This is a genomic window from Mesorhizobium sp. M0808, from assembly GCF_040320025.1.
GTDB lineage: Bacteria > Pseudomonadota > Alphaproteobacteria > Rhizobiales > Rhizobiaceae > Mesorhizobium.
Genome location: NZ_JAMYOX010000007.1, coordinates 1 through 18,636, shown reverse-complemented (window position 1 = coordinate 18,636; position 18,636 = coordinate 1). Strand labels below are relative to the sequence as shown.

Annotated in this window: 19 protein-coding genes; 12 read left to right on the top strand and 7 right to left on the bottom strand. The window is 61.6% G+C overall.

The features are described 5' to 3' along the window. Window positions 1-121: 121 nt before the first annotated feature. The gene (locus NKI25_RS11565) at window positions 122-550 is read right to left on the bottom strand and encodes a L,D-transpeptidase (RefSeq protein WP_254818202.1); all 429 of its coding nucleotides are present in this window, start codon (window positions 548-550) and stop codon (window positions 122-124) included. A gap of 222 nt (window positions 551-772) precedes the next feature. On the opposite strand from NKI25_RS11565, the gene NKI25_RS11560 reads away from it, so the two are divergent. The 7 genes from NKI25_RS11560 to NKI25_RS11530 all read left to right on the top strand — a co-directional run bounded on the left by NKI25_RS11560 (window position 773) and on the right by NKI25_RS11530 (window position 9,297). Beyond that, window positions 773-2,062, top strand: coding sequence for an acetylornithine deacetylase/succinyl-diaminopimelate desuccinylase family protein (locus tag NKI25_RS11560; protein WP_352998488.1), 1,290 nt, complete (start codon window positions 773-775; stop codon window positions 2,060-2,062). A 130-nt stretch (window positions 2,063-2,192) separates the two neighbouring features. Then, complete coding sequence (locus NKI25_RS11555) at window positions 2,193-3,671, top strand: ABC transporter substrate-binding protein (RefSeq protein ID WP_352998487.1); 1,479 nt, start codon at window positions 2,193-2,195, stop codon at window positions 3,669-3,671. Window positions 3,672-3,907: 236 nt separating this feature from the next. Continuing rightward, window positions 3,908-4,855, top strand: coding sequence for an ABC transporter permease (locus NKI25_RS11550; RefSeq protein WP_352998486.1), 948 nt, complete (start codon window positions 3,908-3,910; stop codon window positions 4,853-4,855). Next, window positions 4,852-5,721, top strand: coding sequence for an ABC transporter permease (locus NKI25_RS11545; protein ID WP_352644758.1), 870 nt, complete (start codon window positions 4,852-4,854; stop codon window positions 5,719-5,721). The genes NKI25_RS11550 and NKI25_RS11545 overlap by 4 nt, the downstream gene beginning before the upstream one ends. Then, window positions 5,718-7,337, top strand: coding sequence for an ABC transporter ATP-binding protein (locus tag NKI25_RS11540; protein ID WP_352998485.1), 1,620 nt, complete (start codon window positions 5,718-5,720; stop codon window positions 7,335-7,337). The genes NKI25_RS11545 and NKI25_RS11540 overlap by 4 nt, the downstream gene beginning before the upstream one ends. Before the next feature lie 150 nt (window positions 7,338-7,487). Next, complete coding sequence (locus NKI25_RS11535) at window positions 7,488-8,240, top strand: CPBP family intramembrane glutamic endopeptidase (protein WP_352644762.1); 753 nt, start codon at window positions 7,488-7,490, stop codon at window positions 8,238-8,240. 820 nt (window positions 8,241-9,060) lie between these two features. After that, window positions 9,061-9,297 carry an Imm53 family immunity protein gene (locus tag NKI25_RS11530; protein WP_352998484.1) on the top strand — a complete coding sequence of 79 codons (237 nt, stop codon included), beginning with the start codon at window positions 9,061-9,063 and terminating at the stop codon, window positions 9,295-9,297. 251 nt (window positions 9,298-9,548) lie between these two features. Here the strand turns inward: NKI25_RS11530 and NKI25_RS11525 are convergent, their stop codons facing one another. Beyond that, window positions 9,549-9,980 carry a TerB family tellurite resistance protein gene (locus tag NKI25_RS11525; protein WP_023676479.1) on the bottom strand — a complete coding sequence of 144 codons (432 nt, stop codon included), beginning with the start codon at window positions 9,978-9,980 and terminating at the stop codon, window positions 9,549-9,551. Window positions 9,981-10,491: 511 nt separating this feature from the next. Between NKI25_RS11525 and NKI25_RS11520 the strand changes: the two genes are divergently transcribed. From NKI25_RS11520 to NKI25_RS11510, 3 genes are all read left to right on the top strand, one after another. Continuing rightward, window positions 10,492-10,662: a hypothetical protein gene (locus NKI25_RS11520; protein ID WP_023676480.1), complete on the top strand. Its 171-nt coding sequence runs from the start codon at window positions 10,492-10,494 to the stop codon at window positions 10,660-10,662. Window positions 10,663-10,773: 111 nt separating this feature from the next. After that, complete coding sequence (locus NKI25_RS11515; RefSeq protein ID WP_352454591.1) at window positions 10,774-11,604, top strand: helix-turn-helix domain-containing protein; 831 nt, start codon at window positions 10,774-10,776, stop codon at window positions 11,602-11,604. A 73-nt stretch (window positions 11,605-11,677) separates the two neighbouring features. Continuing rightward, window positions 11,678-12,097, top strand: coding sequence for a VOC family protein (locus tag NKI25_RS11510; protein ID WP_352587699.1), 420 nt, complete (start codon window positions 11,678-11,680; stop codon window positions 12,095-12,097). Between the two features lie 52 nt (window positions 12,098-12,149). Here the strand turns inward: NKI25_RS11510 and NKI25_RS11505 are convergent, their stop codons facing one another. Next, on the bottom strand, window positions 12,150-13,619 hold the full coding sequence (locus tag NKI25_RS11505) for a cobyric acid synthase (protein ID WP_352454593.1): 1,470 nt from the start codon (window positions 13,617-13,619) through the stop codon (window positions 12,150-12,152). Window positions 13,620-13,621: 2 nt separating this feature from the next. Continuing rightward, window positions 13,622-14,236, bottom strand: coding sequence for a dimethylsulfonioproprionate lyase family protein (locus NKI25_RS11500; protein WP_352587696.1), 615 nt, complete (start codon window positions 14,234-14,236; stop codon window positions 13,622-13,624). Between the two features lie 151 nt (window positions 14,237-14,387). Between NKI25_RS11500 and NKI25_RS11495 the strand changes: the two genes are divergently transcribed. Both NKI25_RS11495 and mmsB read left to right on the top strand, forming a co-directional pair. Next, window positions 14,388-15,554, top strand: a complete 1,167-nt coding sequence (locus NKI25_RS11495; RefSeq protein ID WP_352587693.1) for an isobutyryl-CoA dehydrogenase — start codon at window positions 14,388-14,390, stop codon at window positions 15,552-15,554. Window positions 15,555-15,723: 169 nt separating this feature from the next. Then, window positions 15,724-16,608 (top strand): 3-hydroxyisobutyrate dehydrogenase, encoded by an 885-nt coding sequence (gene mmsB, locus NKI25_RS11490; RefSeq protein ID WP_352587691.1) that lies wholly within the window; start codon window positions 15,724-15,726, stop codon window positions 16,606-16,608. 407 nt (window positions 16,609-17,015) lie between these two features. Here the strand turns inward: mmsB and NKI25_RS11485 are convergent, their stop codons facing one another. Genes NKI25_RS11485 through NKI25_RS11475 form a run of 3 tightly spaced genes read right to left on the bottom strand, consistent with a single transcriptional unit; the run spans window position 17,016 to window position 18,603 of the window. Beyond that, complete coding sequence (locus tag NKI25_RS11485) at window positions 17,016-17,840, bottom strand: class I SAM-dependent methyltransferase (protein WP_352587688.1); 825 nt, start codon at window positions 17,838-17,840, stop codon at window positions 17,016-17,018. A gap of 48 nt (window positions 17,841-17,888) precedes the next feature. Then, entirely contained in the window at window positions 17,889-18,251 is a 363-nt protein-coding gene (locus tag NKI25_RS11480) for a hypothetical protein (protein WP_023676489.1), read from the bottom strand. Window positions 18,252-18,270: 19 nt separating this feature from the next. Then, window positions 18,271-18,603: a DUF6422 family protein gene (locus NKI25_RS11475; RefSeq protein ID WP_352587685.1), complete on the bottom strand. Its 333-nt coding sequence runs from the start codon at window positions 18,601-18,603 to the stop codon at window positions 18,271-18,273. Window positions 18,604-18,636 lie beyond the last annotated feature (33 nt).

Below are 18,636 nucleotides of genomic sequence, written 5' to 3'. Positions count from 1 at the left end.
AGGCCCTATTTTGTTCTTGCTTTGTGCCGGCAGCTATGCTACTAATTTCGGTATGGTGCTATTTGGCCCCGACGAACCCGCCGCTCCGGCGGGTTTTTTATTGCGGGCCGAGGAGCAGGCCCTAATTCGTCACGAGGATCCGCGTATTACCGAAGCCGGCTTTGCGCACCATCGAATAGAACGCGGCGGCGTTGCTGGGGTGGAGGCGCACACAGCCATGCGATGCCGGGCGCCCCAATTGCCGGATCGCGCCGGTGCCGTGGATAGCATAGCCGCCGCGGAAGAACACCGAATAGGGCATCGGCGACATGTCGTATTTGCGCGAATACCACATCCGGGCCGTCCGCTGTGGGCGATAGCTGCCGCGCGGCGTGATGTAGCCTTTGCGGGCGGTGGAAACGCTCCACCGGTAATACGAAAGCCCGTATCTTACCGTCATCGTCTGTGAGGATATGTCGATGTTCGCGACCAGGCTGGCCGCCCGGCTCTCGAACGACGAACCGAACAGCATCGCCACCAATGCCGCTGCCATGAGAACAGTGTTTTTCATGCAATCAAACCCCTTTGATGCCCCTTGCCTGCCTGCCGTCACGCTGTTCTCCAGCGTTTTGATGGCAAGCCAGCGAGCTAACACCTACTCCCTGACGATTTCACCAATCCAAAGCAGTGAATTTGAACGATTTCCCGCAATAGTTGCCGCAACGACACGCAATCGCCTCGCAATTCGCCATCGGGCTTGCAAAACCGCCTCATCCGCTGCTCAATTCGCCGAATGAACGAACCGAACGAACGGCTCCTCAAGGCTATCGATGACCGAGCCGATGATCTGGTTGCACTGACTGCGGATCTGATCCGCTTTCCGACCATCAATCCGCCCGGCGAGGCCTATCGGCCATGTGCCGAATATATCGGCGCGCGGCTGAAGAAGCGTGGTTTTGAGATCGAATTCATCCGTGCCGAGGGCACGCCCGGCGACACTGACCGTTATCCGCGCGTCAACGTCGTCGCCCGTTTCGATGGCCGGGCGCCGGGTGCTTGCGTGCACTTCAATTCGCACATCGACGTGGTCGAGCCCGGCGACGGCTGGAGCCTCGATCCGTTCGCCGGCATCGTCAGGGATGGCAAGGTCTATGGCCGCGGTGCTTGCGACATGAAAGGCGGGCTTGCCGCCTCGATCATCGCCGCTGAAGCCTTCATGGAGGTGTTTCCCGATTTTCCCGGCGCCATCGAGATTTCGGGGACGGTCGACGAGGAGTCCGGCGGCTTTGGCGGCGTCGCGCATCTGGCGACGCTCGGCTATTTCTCCAGGCCGAAGGTCGACCACGTCATCATTCCCGAGCCGCTCAACAAGGATCGCATCTGCCTTGGCCATCGCGGCGTCTGGTGGGCGGAGATCGAGACCAAGGGCGAGATCGCGCATGGCTCGATGCCGTTCCTCGGCGACAATGCGGTGCGCCATATGGGCGCCGTGCTGCGGGCCTTCGAAGACGAATTGTTTCCGGCGCTCGACCGCAAGATGACGCGCATGCCGGTCGTGCCCGAAGGCGCAAAGCGCTCGACCATGAACATCAACTCGATCCATGGCGGCCAGACGGAGGATTTCCTGCCCGGCCTGCCCTCGCCCAACGTGCCTGATTCCTGCCGGCTGACAATCGACCGCCGCTTCCTGCTCGAAGAGGATCTCGCTACGGTCAAGAGCGAGGTGACCGATATCCTGGAACGGCTGAAGCGCGAGCGCAAAAAGTTCGATTACGAGATCCGCGATCTGATGGAGGTGCTGCCGCTGATGACCGAGCGCGACGCACCGGTGGTGAAGGCGGTCGCGCAAGGCATCATGGAGATATTCGACCGCGAGCCGGATTATGTGATTTCGCCCGGCACCTACGACCAGAAGCACATCGCCCGCATCGGCCATATCTATGACTGCATCGCCTATGGCCCGGGCATCCTCGATCTCGCCCACCGGCCCGATGAATGGGTCGGCATTGCCGACATGCTGGACTCGGCAAAGGTGATGGCCATCGGCCTCGACGTTCTGCTGAGGGACGCCGGCCCGCGATGATCCGGCCATGGGCGAAAAAACATTCCTCCCGGCGACGGCGGACGGTACGAAACGCAATTTACTCGGCGGCGAATTCACGCTTCTATCCGCCCGGGTTTGAGCACGTGTTTTAGATATGGGGAGTTGCACGATGAAATTGTGGAAAACCATTCTGGCCGCCGCGGCGCTGGCGTTGGCCGCCGGAACCTCGGCGATGGCCGCGCGCACCGACCTGGTCATCGGCATTACGCTCGAACCCCCGCATCTCGATCCGACGGCGGGCGCCGCGGCGGCGATCGACGAGGTGCTCTATGCCAATGTCTTCGAGGGCCTGACCCGCATCGGCCCGAACGGCGAGGTGCTGCCCGATCTCGCCGAAAGCTGGAGCATTTCCGACGACGGCAAGGTCTACACTTTCAAGCTGCATACAGGCGTGAAATTCCATGACGGCAGCGACTTCAATGCCGACGACGTGAAATTCTCGCTCGATCGTGCCCGCGCCGACAATTCCGTCAACGCGCAAAAGAGCCTGTTCGCCGCCATCGACAAGGTCGAGGTCGTCGATCCCACGACGGTGAATGTCACGCTGAAGAACCCGCAAGGCTCGTTCCTCTACAATATGGGCTGGGGCGACGCGGTTATCGTCGCGCCTGAGACAGCCGACACCAACAAGGAAAAACCGATCGGCACCGGCCCGTTCAAGTTCCAGAACTGGGCCAAGGGCTCGTCGATCACGCTGGTCAAGTCGGACAATTACTGGGGCGCCCCGGTGTTCCTCGACAAGGCCGAATTCCGCATCATTCCAGATGCCGCCGCCGCCGTTCCGGCGCTGCTTTCCGGCGACGTCCAGGCCTTTCCGTTCTTCGATCCTGACAGTGTCGCCCAGGTCAAGGACGACCCGCGCTTCAAGGTGGTAATCGGCTCGACCGAGGGTGAAACCATCCTGTCGATCAACAACAAGAAGCCGCCCTTCGACAAGCTGCAGGTCAGGCAGGCTATTTCCTTTGCACTCGATCGCAAGGCGATCATCGACGGCGCCTCGGCCGGCCTCGGCGTGCCGATCGGCTCGCACATGTCGCCCGCCAGCAAGGCCTATGTCGACCTCACCGGCCTCTACCCGCACAATGTGGAGAAAGCCAAGGAGTTGCTGAAGGAAGCCGGCCTGGAGAATGGCTTCAAGGCGACGCTGAAGCTGCCGCCGCCCTCCTATGCGCGGCTTGGTGGCGAGATCATCGCCTCCGAGCTTCGCGAAATCGGCATCGATCTCGAGATCATACCGGTCGAATGGGCGCAGTGGCTGGACCAGGTCTTCACCAAGAAGGATTACGACCTGACCATCGTTTCCCACACCGAGCCTAACGACATCGATATCTATTCGCGCAAGGACTATTACTTCAACTACGACAACCCGGCCTTCGACAAGATCATCGACGAGCTGAACCTTACCTCCGACGAGGCCAAGCGCATGACGCTGCTCGGCGAGGCGCAGAAGGTCCTGGCCGATGACGCCGTGGTCGGCTTCCTCTACGAGCTGCCGAAGGTCGGCGTCTGGGACGCCAAACTGCAGGGCCTGTGGGAAAACGCCCCGATCCAGGCCAACGACCTGACCAAGGTGAAGTGGACGGATTGATCGCTGACAGAAAGGCGAAAGTTGCACTCCGTCACACCCCCCTCTGTCCTGCCGGACATCTCCCCCTCGAGGGGGGAGATTGGCAGTTTCCACGCTGGCCCTGTCCTTGCAACGCTAGTGGTTAGCGAAAGCGGCGATGAGGGCTCAATCTCCCCCCTTGAGGGGGAGATGTCCGGCAGGACAGAGGGGGGTGGGCGGGAACGCTACCTTCGCCCAGTGCTTGCATCAGGCAGCTCATGACCGCCTACCTCCTCAAGCGCCTGGTCATCGCCGTCGTCACGCTGGTTCTGGCCTCGATGGTCGTTTTTGCCGTGCTGGAGATCATTCCCGGCGACCCGGCGCGGCTGATGCTTGGCCTGAACGCCAGCGCCGACCAGATCGAATTGCTGCGCAACCAGATGGGCCTCAACGCTCCCGTCGTGCTGCGCTATCTGCATTGGGCCGGCGGCTTGCTGAGCCTCGATTTCGGCCGTTCCTACACCTATTCGGTGCCGGTCGTCGATCTGGTCCGTGAGCGCCTCGTCGTCTCGCTGCCGCTGGCACTGATGGCGCTGGCGCTGTCCACCGTCATTGCCATCCCGGTCGGGCTGTTTTCCGCCAGCCGGCGCGGCCGGGCCGGCGACACGATCGCGATGGGCGCCGCCCAGCTTGGCGTCGCCGTGCCCAACTTCTGGTTCGCGCTGATGCTGATCTATCTGTTCGCCGTCTGGCTGCGGCTGGTGCCGGGCGGCGGTTTTCCCGGCTGGAGCGCCGGTGTCTGGCCGGCGCTGAAGTCGCTGCTCCTGCCGGCAGTCGCTCTCGCTCTGCCGCAGGCGGCGATCCTCGCCCGGGTCACCCGCTCGGCGCTGATCGAAGTGCTGAACGAGGACTACATCCGCACCGCCCGCGCCAAGGGCCTGCCCTACCGGCTTGTCTTGTGGCGGCACGCACTGCGCAACGCCATGATCCCGGTGGTCACCATTTTAGGCCTGCAATTCGCCTTCCTGCTTGCCGGCACCATCATCATCGAAAACGTCTTCTATTTGCCCGGCCTCGGGCGGCTGGTGTTCCAGGCGATCAACCAGCGTGACCTGATCGTGGTCGAGAGCGTCGTCATGCTGCTGGTCGCCGCGGTCATCATCGTCAATTTCGTTGTCGATCTCTCCTATGCGGTGGTCGATCCGCGCCTGAAAGGCCGGCAATGACGCTGCACATCGACATCCCCGACGAGAACCTTGCCGGCATCCTGGCCAAGGCGTTTCGAAACCGTTCGTTCCTCGCCGGCCTCGTCGTCACCGCACTGGTGGCCGCGGTCGCGATCCTCTCCTTCTTGTGGACGCCTTACGACGTCACCAGGCTTGTCATTTCCGACAAGACCCAGGCGCCATCATTGGCGCACTGGTTCGGCACCGACCATTTCGGTCGCGACATCCTGTCAATGATCATGGTCGGCGCCCGCAACTCGATTGCCGTGGCGCTGGTGGCGGTCGGCATCGGCATGGGCATCGGCGTGCCGCTCGGCGCCTTTGCCGCGGCGCGCGGCGGCTTCGTCGACGACATGCTGATGCGGCTGAACGACCTGGTCTTCGCCTTTCCGGCGCTGCTTTCGGCAATCATGATCACCGCCATCTTCGGGCCGGGCGCGTTCAACGCCATCATTGCCATCGGCATCTTCAACATCCCGGTGTTCGCGCGCGTCGCCCGGGCCGGCGCCCTGGCGATCTGGCCGCGCGAATTCATCCTCGCCGCGCGCGCCGCCGGCAAGAGCAGGACGCTGATCAGTATCGAACATGTGCTGCCCAACATCGCCACGCTGCTCCTGGTGCAAGGCACCATCCAGTTCGCGCTGGGCATACTGGCCGAAGCCGGGCTTTCCTATGTCGGGCTGGGCACGCAGCCACCAATGCCGAGCTGGGGCCGCATGCTGTTCGACGCCCAGACCCGCATGGTGGTGGCGCCGTGGATGGCGATCTTTCCCGGCATGGCGATCGTCATCACCGTGCTTGGCTTGAACCTGCTTGGTGACGGCATTGCCGACATTCTCGATCCGAAATCGCGGCGGCAGCGATGAGCCTGCTCGAAATCGACAAGCTGTCGCTGACCATCGGCGGCACGCCCATCCTCAGGGACATCGAACTTTCCGTCGCGCCCGGCGAAGTGATGGGGCTGGTCGGCGAATCCGGCTCCGGCAAGTCGATGACGGCGCTCACGGTGATGCAGTTGCTGCCCTGGGCGGCGCACGCCAGCGGACGCGTCACCTTCGACGGCATCGACATCCTGGCGGCGAGCGAGGACCAGATGTGCGCGCTGCGCGGCGACGACATCGGCATGGTGTTCCAGGAGCCGATGACGGCGCTCAACCCGGTCAAGACCATCGGCGAGCAGGTCGCCGAGGGTATTCGCTGGCACACCAGGGCGAGCCGCGGCGACGCCGAGCAACGGGCGCGAAAAATGCTCGACCGGGTCGGCCTGCCGGCGGCGCAGTTCCCGCTGTCGCGTTATCCGCACGAGTTGTCCGGAGGCCAGCGCCAGCGCGTCGTCATCGCCATCGCCTGTGCGCTGAAACCCAAGCTGTTGATCGCCGACGAACCGACGACCGCGCTCGACGTGGTGCTGCAGGCGCAGATCCTCGACCTGCTGCGCGACCTCGTAGCGGAAAACCGCATGGGCCTGCTGCTGATCTCGCACGACCTCGCCGTGGTGACCGAGATGGCGGACCGCATCACCATCCTGCGCCATGGCGAGGTGATGGAGGCCGGCGACACGGCGCGCATTCTGTCCGGACAGCTTCATCCCTATACGCGCCAGCTGGCGCAGGCCTCGATGCATGTGCCCGCGCGGGCTAGGCACAGCGTCGGCCAAGGAAAACCTCTGGTTGAGGTAGACAGCGTGACGCGCGACTATCCGGCACGGCGCATATCGCTGCTCAAGCGAGGGGCTCCCATCCGCGCCGTCGACGATGTTTCCTTCTCCATGGCGCCCGGCCAGTCGGTGGCGTTGGTCGGGCGCTCCGGTTGCGGCAAGTCGACGCTTGCCCGCATGGTCCTGGCGCTGGACAGGCCGACATCAGGGACAATCCGCTTCCGCGGCGACACCCTCACCGGCAAGAGCGAGGCGGAGCTGAAGCCGGCGCGGCGCGACATGCAGGTCGTGTTCCAGGACCCGTACGGCTCGTTCGACCCACGCCAGAAGGTCGAGAGATTGGTGGCCGAGCCGCTGCATGTGCTGGAGAAGAAGCCGGCGCCCGCCGCGCGGCGCGAGATGGTGGCGCATGCGCTGCACGAGGTCGGCCTCTCACCAGGCGACATGGACAAATACCCGCACGAGTTTTCGGGCGGCCAGCGCCAGCGCCTGTCGATCGCCCGCGCCATCATCACCCGGCCGAAGCTGGTCGTCGCCGACGAGCCGGTCTCGGCGCTCGACGTCTCGATCCGCGCGCAGATCCTCGATTTGTTCGCCGAGCTCAACCAAAAACTCGGCATCGCCTATCTGTTCATCACCCATGATCTGACCGTCGCCCGCGCCATCACCGACGAGGTGATGGTCATGCATGATGGCAAGATCGTCGAGCGCGGCAGGACGAGCGAAGTGCTCGACCACCCGCAATCCGAAGCGGCCAAGGCGCTGGTCACTGCTGCTCCCGATTTGCACCGGGCGATCGCGAAACGGCTGCAGGAACAGGGCTGAGCAGCCGGTTCGCAAAGCGAGTTCATCGTGCCGGTGGCACAATGAAAGGCCAGCGAACGCCGGGACGCTGCGGAGCAGCGGGGACCCGGCTGTGTCGCTTCGTGGCACGGCTAACCTTATTCGTTCGGCGCACGGGCGGGAGAATGGCCATTGACAGCAAACGGTTATGAAAGGCGCGACGGGCCGGAGCCTGATCGGGTTCCTCCGCTGGGCCTGGGCGGCTCCGCTGCTCTGTTCGGCGCGGGTGCTCTGCTGCTGTTCCTGACAACGCGGGTAGCCGTCCCGGCATTCGTCTCCGCCACCGGGGCAGAGCCTGTGGTGATGTGGTTCCTGGCCGCAAGCATCGTCCTTTTTGGCCCCCTGCTTCTCACGGCTGCCCTGCTGTTGTATCGGGAACGGCGTTCAGGAAGGCCGGGGTGGTTGGGCGCGCGGCTATGGCTTCGCCCGATGAATGGCGGCGACTGGCTCTGGGCTGTTGGAGGGCTGGCGGCCGTCGGCGTGTTGACCGGCGGCATCGGCGCCGCGCTCCGGATGCTGCAAGACGGGAAGAATTTTAATCCCTCGTTCATGGCTTTCGAGCCGCTCGGTCCCGGCCGGTACTGGATTCTCGGCGCGTGGCTTCCGTTTTTTGTGCTGAACATCGTTGGGGAAGAGTTTGTCTGGCGGGGTTTCGCGCTGCCGCGGCAAGAGATCGCCTTCGGCAGGCGGGCTTGGCTGGTCAATGGGATCCCGTGGTTGCTGTTCCACGCTGCCTTCCCCTGGCAAGTCCTGTTGACCCTTGTGCCGATCACGTTGCTGCTGCCCTATGTCGTCCAGCGGCGTCGCAGCACATGGGCCGGGATGGTTATCCACGCCGGGTTCGGAGCGATGGGCTTCTTGGTCCTGGCGTTCGGGCTTGCATGAATGCCGCACGAAGTGAAGGGCTTGACGCGGAGCGGAGCAAAGCTGCCGAACCAAGGAAACGACGAATCTGAGAATGATGAACGCGACAAACCCGAGTGCGGCAGTTCAAGTCCTGCCAGACAATCTCTGAACCCTTACACCGGGGCCCACTTTTGGTACCTTCCGGGGGGGGGCGAGTTCAAGGGAACGTCAATTCGCACACATTCCAAACTGAACGCGAGAGGGTAAACGTCATATGGACTACCTAAAGGAAAATCTCATTGGAAAAGAATTTCGATCAATTAAGTACGAAAACGGCAGTATCATGATCGTACTTGAGAGAGGTTCTATCGCAGTAAATACCAAAATTTCATGCTCTATCCTGGCATACATGCAGTCTATCAATATTATTGACGTTGTCACCGACTCCGGATGGGTTTCCATTATATTCTCTGACAGATCTGAGATTCGCATATCGCGAGTAATTGAGCGCGGGATTTCTCCGGAAAGCTTTGTCTATCACGGCGAGGATAACATAATAATAGTGGATAATTCAATAAGTAAATGAAGTCAGATCATGGAGATTGTAGCGGCTTCGACTGTGAGACGTGGCATACGTGACTACTTCGAGGGCATTGTCCTTCTCCCAAGGCTACAGGACGCCAGCTTTCGGCCTGAACGACATCTGATTGCGCGACGGGACTTTGCCGGCGAACTTTTCTAAATTGCGGTGACGAATTAGGGGATGGGGTGACGGGTGCACTTTGTCGCCTTCGCCTAGTCCCCCAACAAAGGAGGCGATAAACCTCCCTCTGTTCCAAACGACTAACAGGAGGGGCTAATGGTCGACCTATCAATGCTCGAGTGGTTAGAGGAGTGGTACCAAGGGCAGTGCAACGGCGATTGGGAACACCAATACGGCATAAAAATTGATACGATCGACAACCCTGGATGGGAAGTTTCAATAGATTTGCACGGGACGCAGCTCTATGGAAGAAAGTTTACAGACGTAAGCTTTCAGTATGGCGACGAAATAGATTGGTTTTTTGTAACAGTAAAGGACGGTACTTTCAAGTGATTTGGAGGGGCAAGGAACTTGTCGAAGATTATCGAAGAGTTTAAAAAGTTTGCGATGGATACGCAAAGGTAAATAGAGCAATTAGATGCCTCAAGATTTTTTTTCGCCAGATGTACAAAACGGGAACTACGGTGACAGTGCTGGACTGCACCCCGTAAGTGAGACACGGTAATTTCTGTGACAGGCTATCCTTGGAGGATGGCCTATGACAGACAAAATGACGTTCAGAACGTCAACAGTCAGCCGATGCCTCAGCCTTGCGGCTTCACCACGTCGGCCGGGCTGATGTCGAGCAGGTCGAGCGTGCGGCGCAACAGCTGCATTTCGCTCCCGGCGAGTTGCGAATCGGCCTTGGCGATTTCGGCCATGTGGCGGGCGAGCAGCTTGCGCCGTTCGACGTCGAGGTCGCGGAACTGCGCGACGGCCTGCGAGCCGTTGGTCTCGTAGCCGAATTCGTTGAGATATTCGATGACGCTGTCGATGCTGGTTTCGGGAATGCCGAAGGCGTCCCGGCAGATACGCCTGAAGGCGGTCATTTCGCTTTCGCTGACCGATCCATCGGCCAATATCATACGGAACAGCATCAGCAGCTCCGCCGACAGCACCGGATCGTCCGCGACCTTGCGCACGCCAGGATCGCCGTCGAAGATCGAGCGTATCTGGTCCAGCAATCCCATCGCCATCAGCCCCTTCCGATTCGTTCGGAAGGTAGCGCGGAATCGGATTTGCGCAAACGGGGTGCGAATGGTGAAAAGGACAATCGCTTCAGGTTTGAATTCGCCTCCTCACCCTTTTAGGGCGTTGGCGCTGCCCCTCACCTGCCTGCCGGCGTCCTCTCCCCGTTTAGTGACGGGGAGAGGGGCGCTCTCGTCACCGATTTCGCCAATCGCAGGCGATGCAAGAAAAGGCGCCGACGTTGCGACCAGCCCTTTCTCCCCGTCACTATACGGGGAGAAATGCCCGGCAGGGCAATGAGGGGCGGCGGCGACATCGACAATTGGTGGTCTCCGCCACAATTTGGAAACTGTCATTCGTCTGAAGCGATGCCCTTCTGATCGAACGCGCAGCACCGTTCTGGCCACTCCCATAAAACTGCTGGCCAATCCGGCAAGCCCCGCTGCGTGCGCTCATTGGTGTGTGACCGCGCGCCTGATACTATGCCGCTGTACGAATCATGTTGAGGAGGGACCGAACATGAATCTCAGTGCGCCTACCCAGCTTATTTTCATTATATCCCTTGTCATCGCCATCATCGGCGTTCTCGCCGCGCTTGGCGTTCTTGCGTTTATACCTTTGAATGCCGCGTGGATTGTCGTCATCGCCTACATCGTGCTGGCCGCCGGCTGCCTGATGCGCGGGGCTTAAACACATCCAGACAACTCCGAATCTCAGGCAACTCGGAGCGCCCGGCCAAAAGCCGGGCGCTTTTGATTCCGACGGATGGTCTGTTAAAGTCGCTTGGCGGAAGGAAAGCGCATGCCCGCCGACAGCAAAGACGGCAGCCATCACGACAGCCCAGGCCTCGATCGATTCGAGATGGTGCGGCGCGCGCCGAGCCATCGGCTTCAGGGCGCCGTCACCGACATGTGCGGCTTTCGCGAAACCATGCCAGGCCATTTCCGCGCCATCGAATATGCCTCGCTGACCGTGCCGCTGGTCATCAGCTTTGCCGAACCCTTTGCCATCGGGCTCGGCAGGGACCCCAGCGACAATGACCGCTTCGCCAGTTTTGCCGCCGGCCTTTATGCCGGGCCGGTGGTGATCGAATCCTGCGGCGGCACCTGCTGTGTGCAGATCAATTTCACCCCGCTCGGCGCTCGTCGCTTCTTCGGCCGGCCGATGAGCGAACTGACCGACCGCATGGTCGGCCTGGATGACGTGCTCGGCGTTGAAGGCATCGCCCTTCGTGAAAGGCTCGGCAATGCGCCGGGTTGGAGCACACGCTTCGCCATCGTCGAAGCCTTCGTCGCCGATCGGTTGGCAACCGCAGACCGCACTCAAGCCGACATAGTCTGGGCCTATGAGACGATCGTCTCGACGCGTGGCCGGACCCGCATCTCGACGCTGGCCGAAAAGCTTGGCTGGAGCCGCAAGCATCTTGCCGGAAAATTTTCGGACGCGATCGGAACCGGCCCAAAAACGCTGTCGCGCATCGTCCGCTTCAACCATGCGCTTGGCCTGTCGAGACAGGCGAACAGCGCTTGGGCCGACATCGCCGCCGGCTGCGGCTATGCCGACCAGGCGCATCTGGTGCGCGAGTTCCGCGACCTCGCAGGCGTCACGCCGACCACTGTCGCCGCGAGGTAACATTTCTTCAAGACGCGCAACCGGCCTTCGCGCAGACTGGGTTGATCGACCAACCCGTTGAAGGAGATCAGCCATGCCGAACACCACCGAACCACCGCGGCTTTATCCGGCGCTGCGCTACAGAAATGCCGGCAACATGATCGACTGGCTGTGCGAGGCCTTCGGCTTCAGCGTTCGCGCCCGCCATGGCGAAGGCGACGTGGTGCACCACGCCGAACTCGCATTCGGCTCTTCGATCATCATGCTCGGCACGGCGCGCGACGATGCCTATGGCAAGATGGTCGGCGCGCCCGGCTCGGGCGGCGGCAAGTCGATCTACATTGCGGTCGCTGATGCCGACGCGGCATACGCGCGCGCAAAAACCGCCGGCGCCGAGATTCTGGAAGAGCTCACCGACCGCGACTATGGCAGCCGCGAATTCATATGCCGCGATCCGGAAGGCAATGTCTGGTCGTTCGGCACCTACTGGCCGAAGGCTGACGAGAAAGCATGATCCCGAAAAGTGGAGACCGGTTTTCGGACAAGATCATGCTCAAGCAAAGTATCTAACGCGCCAGCCCAAAAATCGCGTCGCAGTCGAGGTGGGTTTCCAGTTCGGCTGCGATCTCGTCGAGTGCCCGTTCGACCTCGGCGCGGTAGTCGATGCCGCCGCCCTTGACGCCAAGGCTTTCGAGGAATTTCGCCCGGAAGGCATCGGCGGAAAACAGCCCGTGCATATAGGTGCCCAGCACCTTGCCATCGGCCGAGATAGCGCCGTCATCGATGCCGTTGATAACGGCGGACGGCCGCAGCGTATCCGGACCGGTGGTGCGGCCGAGATGGATCTCGTAGCCGTCGAGCGGCAGATCAAACGGCACCGAGCGCGCGCTGACGTTGCGCACCGTCTTTTCCGGCTCCATCACCGTTTCGACGTCGAGCAGGCCGAGGCCTTGCGTTTCGGTAACGCTGCCCTCGATGCCGTCGGGATCGCGCACGATATGACCAAGCATCTGGAAGCCGCCGCAAATGCCGACGATATGACCACCGCGTTTCCTATGCGCGGCAAGGTCGCGGTCCCAGCCGTTCTCGCGAAATTTCAGGAGATCGCCGATCGTCGACTTCGAGCCGGGAATGACCACCAGACCCGCACCTTCGGGCAAGCGCTCACCAGGCGGCACGAACACCACCTCGACCTGCGGTTCGGCCTTGAGCGGGTCGAGATCGTCGAAATTGGCGATGCGCGAGAGCACCGGCACGGCGATCTTCAGCGCGCGCTTCTCGCCGGACGCCAGTCGCTCGAGCACGACGGAATCTTCCGATGGCAGCCGCGCCGCCGCCTTCAGCCACGGCACGACGCCAAAACAGCGCCAACCGGTGAATTTTTCGATCGCCTTGATGCCGTCTTCGAACAGCGAGACGTCGCCACGGAACTTGTTGATGAGATAGCCGACGATCATGCGCCGGTCCTCCTCCGGCAGGATCAGATGGGTGCCGGCGACCGAGGCGATAACGCCGCCGCGATCGATATCGCCGACCAGGATCACCGGCACGCCGGCGCGCGTCGCAAAGCCCATATTGGCAATGTCGCGGCTCCTGAGATTGATCTCGGCCGGCGATCCCGCGCCCTCGACGATGACCAGATCGGCGCCCTCGCCGACCTTTGCCCAGGAGTCCAGCACCGCATCCATCAGCCGGCCCTTCAGCGCCTGGTAGTCGCGCGCCCGCGCCTCGCCGAACACCTTGCCCTGCACGACGACTTGAGCGCCGACATCGGTCTGCGGCTTGAGCAGCACCGGGTTCATGTGGACGGTCGGCGCCACGCCGCAGGCGATCGCCTGAAGCCATTGCGCGCGGCCGATCTCACCGCCGCCTGAATCGCCCGGAATATCGGCGACAGCGGCGTTGTTCGACATGTTCTGCGGCTTGAAGGGCCGCACTTTCAAGCCGCGCTTCTTCGCCGCGCGGCACAGACCGGCGACGAGCACTGTCTTGCCGACATCCGAACCCGTGCCCTGCAGCATGATTGCCTTGGCCATTATCAGCCCCTGCCCTGCGCAACGGTTGCGGTGATCGTCGACTTGGCTGCCAGCGGGCCGCCGCGCCAGAGATAGAGCGCCAGCAGCGGCTCCTTGCCAGTGCGCATGGCGTGGTTGACGTCAGAGGCATGGTGGATCACCTCGCCCGCCGCTCGAAGGCGAAAACCGCCGTCGCCCATGCGCCATTCGGTGCCGCCGGTCAGCGGGATGTAGATCTCCTCCGCGACATGGTGATGATCGGGGTAGACGATGTCGGGTCCAAGGATCAGCAGGCCGGCCGCAACCTCGTCATTGACGAAATGCCCGCGTGTACCGAACACCTCCAGCCAGCCGTAATTGTCGATGAAAACCTTGCCGAAATCCGCCTCGCCATAGGTTTGCCCCCAGCGCAGATCGCCGCGACGCTCCGCAACCAGCCGCGCCAGCGGCTTGGCCGCAGCGGGAGCGAGTTCGACGATACGGTCGAGCTGAAGGAGACAAGGCAGTGCATGCGGTTCGAGCGGCCGGCTTGGCATGTCCCAGCCGATTCGGGCCACGGCGTCGCGCACCAGCGCATCATCGAACGTCTGGAGATAGGCATGGAAGCGTCCAAGCAGTTCGTCGAAATTTGTCGTCACACTTTGCTCCAAAGCGCATTCGCACACAGCCGCTGCCCAGATGGTTGGATGGAGACGATCGGGTTGCGCGGCGGCATCATTGGTCTAGATTGGACTGCGCGCAAAGCCAAAAACGACAGGCCAGCAGGCCGGAAACATCAGGGAGCACGCCATGGACGCCGCTGTCGATGCGGGCACCAGCCAGTTCGAACTCAACGAAGACCAGCGCGCCATCCAGGAGATGGCGCAAGCCTTCGCCGCCGACCGTGTGGCGCCGAACGCACTCGACTGGGATCGCAACAAGTATTTCCCCGCCGATGTGATCCGCGAGACAGGTCCGCTCGGCCTTGGCGGCATCTATGTCCGCGAGGATGTCGGCGGCTCGGGGCTCGGCCGGCTCGACGCCGTGCTGATCTTCGAAGCGCTTTCGCGGGCCGATCCGGCGTTTTCCGCCTTCATCTCGATCCACAATATGGCGGCATCGATGATCGACCGCTTCGGCAGCGACGAGCAACGTCGGCGCTTCCTGCCGAAGCTGACCTCGATGGAATGGCTGGCCAGCTACTGCCTGACCGAGCCGGGTTCGGGATCCGATGCCGCGGCGCTGAAGACGCGTGCGGTCAAAAGCGGCGGCGATTATGTGCTGAACGGCGCCAAGCAGTTTATCTCCGGTGCCGGCGACAGCGACCTCTATGTCGTCATGGCGCGCACCGGCGCCGACGGGCCGAAAGGCATTTCCACCTTCGTCGTGCCGAACGATGCGCCCGGCCTTTCCTTCGGCGCCAACGAGCGCAAGATGGGCTGGCACATGCAGTCGACCCGCCAGGTCGTCTTCGAGGACTGCAAGGTGCCGGCGGAAAACCTGCTGTCGGTCGAGGGCGCCGGTTTCGGCATCGCCATGGCCGGGTTGGACGGCGGCCGGTTGAACATCGCTGCCTGCTCGCTCGGCGGCGCGCAATCGGCGCTCGACAAGGCACTCGCCTACACCGCCGAACGCAAGGCTTTCGGCTCGAAGATCAACCAGTTCCAGGCGCTGCAGTTCAAGCTCGCCGACATGGAGACCGAACTGCAGGCAGCGCGCGTCTTCCTCTACACCGCCGCCTCGAAGCTCGACCGCAACGCGCCGGATGCCTCGAAATGGTCGGCGATGGCCAAGCGCTTCGTCACCGACACCGGCTTCAACGTCGCCAACGACGCCCTGCAGCTGCATGGCGGCTATGGTTACCTGCACGACTACGGCATCGAGAAGCTGGTGCGGGACCTGCGTGTCCACCAGATCCTCGAAGGCACCAACGAGATCATGCGCGTCATCATCGCTCGCGCGCTGATCGGACGATAGAGAATTTAGTGAATAGTGAATAGTGAATGGTGAATGGTGAATGGTGAGGCTATCATATAGACCATGAGGTAATACATGATCCATACTGACTACTTACTACTGACTACTGACTACTGACTATTCACTATTCACTATTCACTATTCACTATTCCACTCACGGAGCGCCATTATGACCACCATCGCCTTCATCGGCCTCGGCAATATGGGCAATCCGATGGCCTCCAACCTGGTCAAGGCCGGATATGCCGTGCACGGCTTCGACCTGGTGCCGGAGAACCTCGTCATCGCCAGGGAACACGGCGTCGTCGTCATGGCCAACGCCGTTGCGGCGGTGAAAGACGCCGATGCGGTCATCACCATGTTGCCGGCCGGGAAGCATGTTCTGTCGGTTTACGCAGACATAGCGTCCAAGGCAAAAAAAGGCGCGCTGTTCATCGATTCCTCGACCATCGATGTCGAGTCGGCTCGAAAGGCCCATGCCATCGCCGCCAAGCACGGGTTGCTGTCGATCGACGCGCCGGTCTCCGGCGGCACGGGCGGTGCGGCGGCCGGCACGCTGACCTTCATGGCCGGCGGTTCGAAGGATGCCTTCGCCAAGGCCGAACCAATCCTCAAGCCGATGGCCGGCCGCATCGTTCATTGCGGCGACGACGGCGCCGGACAGGCGGCGAAGATCTGCAACAATATGATTTTGGGCATTTCGATGATCGGCGTTGCCGAGGCCTTCGTGCTGGCGGAAAAGCTCGGCCTGTCGCACCAGGCGCTGTTCGACGTCGCCTCGACCTCGTCCGGCCAGTGCTGGTCGCTGACCACCTATTGCCCGGTGCCCGGCCCGGTGCCGACATCGCCCGCCAACAATGGCTATAAGCCTGGGTTCGCGGCGGCACTGATGCTGAAGGACCTGAAACTGTCGCAGGAGGCCGCACAGAGCGTCGGTGCAGCAACGCCGCTCGGCGCCGAGGCAGCCCAGCTCTATGCGCTGTTCAACGCACAAGGGAATGCCGGCGCGGATTTTTCCGGCATCATTAATTTGCTCCGTGGTAACCCGGCGTAACCTTCCAAGTTCACAGGTTTTCGATCTGCCCAAAGCGGAAAGTCGGCAAATTTAGGTTTGCTTAAGCTCTTGCTAACCCTGCAGTAACGATATGCGTTTAGAACGGATTGCGAGGCGGACATCCGCCCGGCGCTCCGGATCAGGTCTCGCGTACCGGAGCCCGTAAGTTTCGCCGTTAGTTTCGCAAGTGTATTGTTGGCGAAGCGCCATGCGTATCTGGCAAAGCCGCGTTCCGATGGAGCGCGGTTTTTGCGTTTCGCATTCTTCAAGGACAATGAGGCGATCGCCCTGGCGCGTCTCCAGATGATCGTCGGCGTCGTGGCTGCTGTCCTGAGCTACGTCGACCCACAGGTGGTCGCGCCCCAACCCCCCAGCGCGTCGGTGCCATGGCTCATCGGTCAGCTACGCTACTTGCGTGCGAGCACGACGTGGGCCTCTTGGGGGAACATCAGCTCCCCTTCAGTTGAATAGATTGCCAGCGAAAAATTTAGATCACCGGTGATCGCTGCGATGACTGCTTCCCGATGTCCGGCATCCATTCCGCTGACCAGCCCGGCCTGCGGAGTCGCCGCCAATTGTAGTCGCACATATTCCCTCGACGAGGGAAATCGGATGTTCTGTGTCGTCGTGTGGATGGTCACCTGACGAAATCCCGCCTCGGCCACCAATCGGTAAAGCTCGTCCGCATCAGCGAGTGAATGCTCAGACCTTTTCGTTGCCGAAGCGCCTGGACCGAGGTGTCGATCCAAGGCATCCGCCAGCGCCTTCGCCGCAGGAGTGTGCTCAATAGCGCTGAAAACGTTTAAAGCCAGTCGGCCGTCAGGCACCAGAACCCGGAACATCTCACGGAGCGCACTAGATCGATCCGGAAAAAACTGCAGTCCGAGCTGGCAAAGAACCAGATCGAAGGCGGAGTCAGGGAACGGCATTTCGAGCGCGCTTCCCTCGTGCCAGTCGATACGCGCTCCAGCGCCTCTCGGGAGCGACCGAGCAACGGCGAGCATGCCCGTATTGATGTCGAGCCCGACGACCTGCCCACTTCCCATACGCTCGGCAGCCGAGCGTGCCACCACGCCGGTGCCGCAAGCTACGTCCAGAATCCGCTCACCAGATTGAGGCGCAGCACGATCCATCAGGTCCGCAGCCCACAGGGCTGTGATTGCCGGGACTAGGTAGCGCTCGTAGAGGTCCGCGGCGCTGCCTTCCAGCTGCCACTGCTCCTGTTTGGCCATAGTTTCCCTCCCGCACAACGATCTCGGGCAACGGGCCCGATCGGCGCTTCAGCAGCCATCATAAAGCGCGTGTCTGTCGACTAGCAACCGGGCAATGGAAACCGGCAGGGTGCTATTCTTCTCGTTCCGTATCACAACGGTCTTACACCATCCGCCCCAAGTAGAATCAAACTCACATTCCACTGTGCACTCCACGCGCGGCATCTCGCCAATATTTACGAGGCCGATATCCACGAGTTTGTAGCGAGCGATCGCCTTTGGATATTTCCTGAAAACACTCTCAATTTCTGACACGAAGCCCTTGTGCTCTTCTGGAACCGGCCTTTTGAAAGGTGTTTTGGCGTCCTGCGCAAGACATACAGTGATGACCGATTGCATAACCAAGGCTAGGATCAAAGAAATGGTGCGCATCAACTGTCTCCAATACGCCTTACGTGGAGAGATGTTTTGATGGTGGATGGCCGCAACTCCGGGACGGGGGGAAGGCCGTATCGAGGGTAGTCTGCGTCAAACATGGCCCACCATCGCCCGTGTAATCGTTGCACGGGCAGTTGCCGTGCGCCTCTATGTGCGCGTTGCAAGGGTTCCCGAACCCAAACCCATCATCAGGTAAAGTTACTCCCGCCCGCGCCAGTAGCGCCGCGGCTTCTTTCCGCGCGCTAATGATCAAGAACGCGGCCTTTTCCAGGGCTTCCGATTGTTCGCGCGTGAGACCTTCCCGAGACAGATATTTAAAGATCCTCGTCTGGCGAACTCTTCGCATGAAGCGGCATTCAATCTCCGGGCGCCCGATTAC

Excerpts from the sequence above, each read along its gene's own strand:
- NKI25_RS11565 (WP_254818202.1), bottom strand. The coding sequence starts at position 550 with ATGAAAAACACTGTTCTCATGGCAGCGGCATTGGTGGCGATGCTGTTC.
- NKI25_RS11560 (WP_352998488.1), top strand. The coding sequence starts at position 773 with ATGAACGAACCGAACGAACGGCTCCTCAAGGCTATCGATGACCGAGCC.
- NKI25_RS11555 (WP_352998487.1), top strand. The coding sequence starts at position 2,193 with ATGAAATTGTGGAAAACCATTCTGGCCGCCGCGGCGCTGGCGTTGGCC.
- NKI25_RS11550 (WP_352998486.1), top strand. The coding sequence starts at position 3,908 with ATGACCGCCTACCTCCTCAAGCGCCTGGTCATCGCCGTCGTCACGCTG.
- NKI25_RS11545 (WP_352644758.1), top strand. The coding sequence starts at position 4,852 with ATGACGCTGCACATCGACATCCCCGACGAGAACCTTGCCGGCATCCTG.
- NKI25_RS11540 (WP_352998485.1), top strand. The coding sequence starts at position 5,718 with ATGAGCCTGCTCGAAATCGACAAGCTGTCGCTGACCATCGGCGGCACG.
- NKI25_RS11530 (WP_352998484.1), top strand. The coding sequence starts at position 9,061 with ATGGTCGACCTATCAATGCTCGAGTGGTTAGAGGAGTGGTACCAAGGG.
- NKI25_RS11525 (WP_023676479.1), bottom strand. The coding sequence starts at position 9,980 with ATGGCGATGGGATTGCTGGACCAGATACGCTCGATCTTCGACGGCGAT.
- NKI25_RS11520 (WP_023676480.1), top strand. The coding sequence starts at position 10,492 with ATGAATCTCAGTGCGCCTACCCAGCTTATTTTCATTATATCCCTTGTC.
- NKI25_RS11515 (WP_352454591.1), top strand. The coding sequence starts at position 10,774 with ATGCCCGCCGACAGCAAAGACGGCAGCCATCACGACAGCCCAGGCCTC.
- NKI25_RS11510 (WP_352587699.1), top strand. The coding sequence starts at position 11,678 with ATGCCGAACACCACCGAACCACCGCGGCTTTATCCGGCGCTGCGCTAC.
- NKI25_RS11505 (WP_352454593.1), bottom strand. The coding sequence starts at position 13,619 with ATGGCCAAGGCAATCATGCTGCAGGGCACGGGTTCGGATGTCGGCAAG.
- NKI25_RS11495 (WP_352587693.1), top strand. The coding sequence starts at position 14,388 with ATGGACGCCGCTGTCGATGCGGGCACCAGCCAGTTCGAACTCAACGAA.
- mmsB (WP_352587691.1), top strand. The coding sequence starts at position 15,724 with ATGACCACCATCGCCTTCATCGGCCTCGGCAATATGGGCAATCCGATG.
- NKI25_RS11485 (WP_352587688.1), bottom strand. The coding sequence starts at position 17,840 with ATGGCCAAACAGGAGCAGTGGCAGCTGGAAGGCAGCGCCGCGGACCTC.
- NKI25_RS11480 (WP_023676489.1), bottom strand. The coding sequence starts at position 18,251 with ATGCGCACCATTTCTTTGATCCTAGCCTTGGTTATGCAATCGGTCATC.
- NKI25_RS11475 (WP_352587685.1), bottom strand. The coding sequence starts at position 18,603 with ATGCGAAGAGTTCGCCAGACGAGGATCTTTAAATATCTGTCTCGGGAA.